The sequence below is a fragment of the Aedoeadaptatus coxii genome, from assembly GCF_001553115.1.
In the GTDB taxonomy this organism is placed as follows: domain Bacteria; phylum Bacillota; class Clostridia; order Tissierellales; family Peptoniphilaceae; genus Aedoeadaptatus; species Aedoeadaptatus coxii.
The window spans coordinates 1-5,418 of the sequence record NZ_KQ960163.1; the positions used below are offsets into that span (position 1 = coordinate 1).

A 5,418-nucleotide genomic window follows, 5' to 3' on the forward strand; every position below is an offset into this window, starting at 1 on the left:
GAAACTTGTCTTAATTAGTGTAACCTATCCAATCGCAACGCCCTACTCCCTCCTCCTAAAAAAGTTTTTGAATGGATGATTTGCTTTTGAAAGAAAAAAGCTTCCGTTAGAAAATAATAAACTTTCCTTTAGCGGAGAAAGATACGAATCCGGACACCCTATTCCCTCCTCCTAAGTTTTGAGAAAAAGACTTTTTGAAAGAATGCTTTGCTTTTTCTAGATGAAAACTTCTGAATGAATTTAAGAAAAACATATTCACTCACGAAACTCCTTCCTGAATCGGTTTTTCTTAACCTAAAAAAACACATCGCCTGATACAGAGCATTGTGCTTGCGACAAAGACCAAAAGGATTTTTCTCATTCTCTGTCTTTTTGCACAAAAAAAGACAGGCTCTCTTACCTGTCTTTTCAAAGTTTGTATGGATAAGATCTTATTCTAAAGAGGGTTAAACGTAATCTCGTTCAAAAGAGGCTAGGGAAAGTTCCCTCGGTATCGTTCTATAAACTCTCCCAAAAACCCCACCATTCGCCCCAGTTATTCGCCGCCATGGAGCCGGGGCAGCGCTTACGGGACGCATCATAATGGCGCACCACATGGGCTTTGGGAATCCCGTAAAACGCCATTAACTCCCGAATCAACTCCCGCGCAAACGCGAGAGTCGCCCGGCGATCATTCCCCTCGTTAATACATAACTCCACGCCGATGGAATTCCCATTCGTAATACCGTAACGCCCCCTGCCGTCGCCACAATGCCACGCCGCATCGGCGTCCTCAATAATCTGCACCACACCCTTGTCATCCACAAAATAATGGGCACTCGCCTTGCGATTTCCGCCACCGAAATAACGGAAATGCGCCAACGCATCGGCGCCCTTGCTCGGATTACCCGTATCGTGCACCACAATATAGCCAATCCGCACACCCTTGCGCGACGACTTATTAAAATGAATCAACCGTTTGTCCAGCTTCATAAACACCCCTTAACTTCCTTAACGCCCTCGACTTCGTATTCGCCACCGTCTGATAAGACAAACCCAACACGCCGGCCACCTCGGAAAGAGAAAGCGACCCGTAATAAAACAAACGAATCACCTGCTCCTCCTGGGGACTTAACAGCCCCAGCATCGCCGCAAGCTCCCGAGCCCGCGACTCGCCCAGCGCCTCCTCCTCCACATCGTCATCCGCCAAAAAAGACGCCGCATCCTCTACAGGACACATCTTAAAACGCAACGAACGCTTTAAATCATCCATTAAAAAATAACGGAACCGCTTGCGAAAATAAAAAGGAAACGGCACACCCTTCGACTCGTCGTAATCATCAATACATTCCATTAAAATCAGAAAACCCTCGCCGATTAAATTCTCCTCATCCTTGGCAAAAGGCTGCACCTTACGCACAGTAGCGCGAATCAACCGCTCCATGCCTACGGCAACAGCCGCCACAGCTTCCCCCTCGCGAGCCTTCGCCCGCCGAATAAGATCACGTTCCATACATACTCCCCCTTTCGTCATGTGGGTTTATTATAGCAAAAAACGAACATATGTTCAATAGAAAATAGAAGAAAAGGCACCGCAAAAGGTGCCCCCTTCTAATGACACTGGCGTTCCATAATCGACGCGAGCTCCCGAATCGTATCGTTCAGCTTGTCCAACTTCTCCTCCATGCGGAGAATCAAATAACTGGCCACCACAATGGGAAAGCCCGTGTTGGCGATCATCGCCAAAAGCTCATCCAACGTCATTAGCGATAGCTCACAATTGTTTGAGTATCAATGACGATCTTCTCGGCTTCGAGAAGCTTCTTTAAACGCCCCTTGACGCGAAACGCGCCGGATTCCACAATCGCCTTGGCGGCAGTCTCAACCTTATTCTTGTCGATATCCGCTACGGGATCCTCGAGACGAATCGAAAACTCCTTGCCTACTTCATCTTCAAATGCTAAATGCACCAATTCCTTCATCCTTTACCTCCTTAGATTAAATCCATAACTTCCACAACTTCCGCCGCAGTCGCCTTCTTCTTCGTTAACGAATCAAAAGCCTCTACGACCTTTTTCAGCGCGTCCACATCCGTCTCCGGCACAATCCCCTGAAACGTTTTAGTACGCACACTCTTCTTACCATTGGGGAGCGCATCCCCTTCATACTTCATTCTTAAAGCTTTACGTTTACTCATCATATCCTCCTAAAAAATATTAAGAAACCATGGCGCCACCGGTACGCTACCATCGCCTCTCACTTAAGTAATAGAATGAGCGGCGAAATTTTACCTATGAAAAACGAAAAAAATAAAAAAAGAATTCAGAAGAGAGAGAAAAACAAGGAAACAAGCCATTGGTAAAAATGGAAAAAACAAAAAAGCGGGAAACCGACAGACCATCCAAACGCCGTCCAAGGATACGTAAAAGACAAGAGAAACGACCTATCGAAAAGAGATTAGGAGGACAGAATAGAAGAGTAAGGAATCAGAAAAAAGCGCACACAAAAACACGCGTGTTTCCACGCGTGTTTTTTTGTAGCTAGATTGGCTTATTTGATTAATTCTAAGTGTTTAGAATTGTCAGTTTGAGCCTTGTTGTAGCTTTCGATATAGTAATTTACTAAACCTTTGATCTTGTTCATGTCAGCGGATTTCGGGAATTCGCCATAAACTTCGTTGTATTTAGCAATTACACCTTCGAGAGCAGTTTTGTTAGCGTCAGTACCTGCTACAGCACCTTTTGCGTCAAAGGTAACTTTTTGAAGTTCTACTGCTAACTTTTTATCAGCATCGTTTGCAAGAAGTTTTTTAACTTCAAGGATTTCACGATAGTTGTAAGTTTTGTTAACTTCGCCAACTCTTACTTCAACATAGTTTCCGTTTTTGAAGTTATCGTCACCTAAGGTTGTTACGAACGTTGTCGGTCTCATGTTACCTTCTTCGATAATTTCGACACGGTTAAGTTCGTTCTTGTTGTTAGCAGGTAAGAAGTTAGCTACAACACCCTTGACAAGTCTCGTATCTTGACCATTGTTGTGGCCACGAAGATCATGTTGAACTACAGAAACAACATCAATGATGTCGGTCTTATCGCGAGTAGCGATTTGAACGTGAGCACCCTTAACGAATTGGTTACCGAAGAATACGTTGTATTCTTTGGGAAGGTCATATTTCTTGATGAAGCCTTCTCTGTCAGCCAATACGACTTGGTTAGCTTTTTCACGTGCAACATTATCGGTTACATTAACACCTTCAACTAATTTGAAGTCTACTACTTCGTAAATGTTATCTTTTTCATAGTTGATAACTTTTACAGGATCGCCCTTAACGTTGTTGCCGTTAGAAACGAGCTTAATAACGTCGTATGCGGCTAATTTGTAGTTGTAGGGCCATACTTTATCGTTGTTACGTGTGCTGAAGCTTTCAAGAGCAGTTTCTCTTTCGCCAGGAGCGTTTACTTGTAACAAGTAATCGGGGCTGGAAACAGCTTTAGCTACACGTACGAGACGAGCGCTACTTTCAACGTTAGCCTTGTTAAATACGACTACTCTGGCTTCACGAACGCCGGAAGTCGGGAGTTTTTCGTATGCAAGGTATACGTGATAGGTCATGCCTTTTTCATCAGCAACTAATTTCTTAGCAGCTGCGTAATCTGCAACTTTGGTTAGGATACCGTTGTCGTAATCAGCTACGTAGAATTCGGTCTTGCCGTTTACTTCGTAGTTTACTTTTTTAACGTCAAGGCTGTCTTTGTTAAGCTTAACGTCTTTAACTTTTGTTCCCCAATCACTTTGTTCAGTTCTCAAAGTGTTGTTACCGAGGTCTACCCAAGCGGTGTTTCTGTTTTTAACGCCTTCAACGGGGTTACCCATTTCGATGATGTGAGTAGCTACGCCGTTTTTATCAGCAAGTACGCGAACGACAGAACCTACATAGTAGTTGTTTTGTTCGTTGCGGTTTGCTAACCATTTTTGAGCAACGCCTGCTTGGTTAACGAAGATGGTTTGATCGTTAACTTTGTATTCAACTTTAGCTTTGTCTTGGTTCAAGACAATCTTGTCGCCGTTGGAGCGTTCGCTGATAACGCCGCGCATTTCGTTAGCGGGAACAGCTTTTACTTCTTTAAGTTGGAAGAATGCGTTGTAGATCATTGCGAAAGCATCTTTACGAACTGCTTTAGCATTGGGGTTGTCAACACTGAGTCCATCGAGGATACCAAGTTCAACTGCACGTTTCATCCAGTCGCTGTACCATTTCATGCCTTTAACCTTTTCGGGGGTAAGGTCTTTGTCGATGGAAACTACGAGCATCTTAGCAAGTTCTGCATAAGTTACTTCTCTGGTGGGGCGGAAAGTACCGTCTTCGTAACCTGCGATGATCGGAACACCGTTAACGGAAGTTTTGGAAGCGGCTACAGAAATAAAGCCGTTTACAATACTTGTAAGTTCCACATCGGGGAAGGGGCGGTATACGCCTTGAAGTTTTGCAGCAAAATCTTGTTCGCCCATTGCGAATACGAGCATTTTTGCTACGTGGTCTCTACGGATCGGGTCAGTTAAGGCCATGTTTCCGTTTGCTTTGCCGTCTGCGTCTGCGTTACCAATGACGATCTTGTTGTCGATCAACCATTGTGTTTTTGCTTCGGTAGAAGTAAGCTTAGGAGCTTCTGTTTTAGCTTCTTTTTTAGCTTCATCTTTCTTTGCCGGAGCTGCAGCCGCAAAGACATTTCCGAATGTGCCAAGTACCATGACTAGTGCTAGTACAAGGCTAAGAAATTTCTTGTTCATCTTGTCTTACGACCTCCTTATGATTTTTCAGATTCTTCCAGGCATATTCCTGTGAATCTTACTACATTATACCATTGCAACGTATCACCTTCAAGTAAAGTAAGGATTTCGTTGCCATGTCATGAGAAGAATTTACGCCGACCTTCTACGTCGGGATCTTCTATGATAAGCCTATTATACACGAATCCCCGTTTTCGTAAAATTACAGTTTAGTGACACGGGGAAATGGGAGCCCTGCGAGGCTCCCTTCCCCCACTGCTCTTAGGCAAAGGAACCGATGTTGATTCTTTTTTTGTTTTTTGTGCAAAAAAGATTTATAAAAGAAGTAAGAAAAAAATTTCTCTTTCAAAAGAAAAGCATTCTTTCAAAAAGTCTTTTTCTAATTATTTTTAGCGGTAGATTGTTTCTTGAAAAAATCTACTGGTTAAATTTAAAAAAACGATCCACGCAGAAAGCTGCTTTTTAATTCAGTTTTATACAACCCGTGTAATCTTTTCGCCCCATCTCCCTTTCCGACCGGCACTATAACGAAAAATGCCTTCGGCATTTTCCTGATTATTGTCTGGCGCTAGAGGAAGTTACGCTCCACCGAGGAATATAAACTCCCGCTCACCTTGCATCGGTAAAGTTTTTACCTGAAACAGAACGTCT

The 5,418-nt window shown here is 43.6% G+C and carries 6 protein-coding genes; all 6 read right to left on the reverse strand.

All coding sequences use genetic code 11. The features are described from left to right. Positions 1-498 precede the first annotated feature (498 nt). Positions 499-921 (reverse strand): peptidoglycan recognition protein family protein, encoded by a 423-nt coding sequence (locus HMPREF1863_RS01905; RefSeq protein WP_332309966.1) that lies wholly within the window; start codon positions 919-921, stop codon positions 499-501. A 19-nt stretch (positions 922-940) separates the two neighbouring features. After that, complete coding sequence (locus HMPREF1863_RS01910; protein ID WP_068366900.1) at positions 941-1,492, reverse strand: sigma-70 family RNA polymerase sigma factor; 552 nt, start codon at positions 1,490-1,492, stop codon at positions 941-943. 98 nt (positions 1,493-1,590) lie between these two features. Further along, the gene (locus tag HMPREF1863_RS08805; protein ID WP_232300088.1) at positions 1,591-1,743 is read right to left on the reverse strand and encodes a YvrJ family protein; all 153 of its coding nucleotides are present in this window, start codon (positions 1,741-1,743) and stop codon (positions 1,591-1,593) included. Further along, a complete protein-coding gene (locus HMPREF1863_RS01915; protein WP_068366902.1) occupies positions 1,743-1,961 on the reverse strand; it encodes a DUF2922 domain-containing protein in 219 nt (72 codons plus the stop codon). The genes HMPREF1863_RS08805 and HMPREF1863_RS01915 overlap by 1 nt, the downstream gene beginning before the upstream one ends. A gap of 11 nt (positions 1,962-1,972) precedes the next feature. After that, entirely contained in the window at positions 1,973-2,176 is a 204-nt protein-coding gene (locus tag HMPREF1863_RS01920; protein WP_068366903.1) for a DUF1659 domain-containing protein, read from the reverse strand. A 353-nt stretch (positions 2,177-2,529) separates the two neighbouring features. Beyond that, positions 2,530-4,728, reverse strand: coding sequence for an S-layer homology domain-containing protein (locus HMPREF1863_RS01925; protein WP_198142697.1), 2,199 nt, complete (start codon positions 4,726-4,728; stop codon positions 2,530-2,532). Positions 4,729-5,418 lie beyond the last annotated feature (690 nt).

Excerpts from the sequence above, each read along its gene's own strand:
- HMPREF1863_RS01910 (WP_068366900.1), bottom strand. The coding sequence starts at position 1,492 with ATGGAACGTGATCTTATTCGGCGGGCGAAGGCTCGCGAGGGGGAAGCT.
- HMPREF1863_RS01920 (WP_068366903.1), bottom strand. The coding sequence starts at position 2,176 with ATGAGTAAACGTAAAGCTTTAAGAATGAAGTATGAAGGGGATGCGCTC.
- HMPREF1863_RS01925 (WP_198142697.1), bottom strand. The coding sequence starts at position 4,728 with ATGGTACTTGGCACATTCGGAAATGTCTTTGCGGCTGCAGCTCCGGCA.
- HMPREF1863_RS08805 (WP_232300088.1), bottom strand. The coding sequence starts at position 1,743 with ATGACGTTGGATGAGCTTTTGGCGATGATCGCCAACACGGGCTTTCCC.
- HMPREF1863_RS01915 (WP_068366902.1), bottom strand. The coding sequence starts at position 1,961 with ATGAAGGAATTGGTGCATTTAGCATTTGAAGATGAAGTAGGCAAGGAG.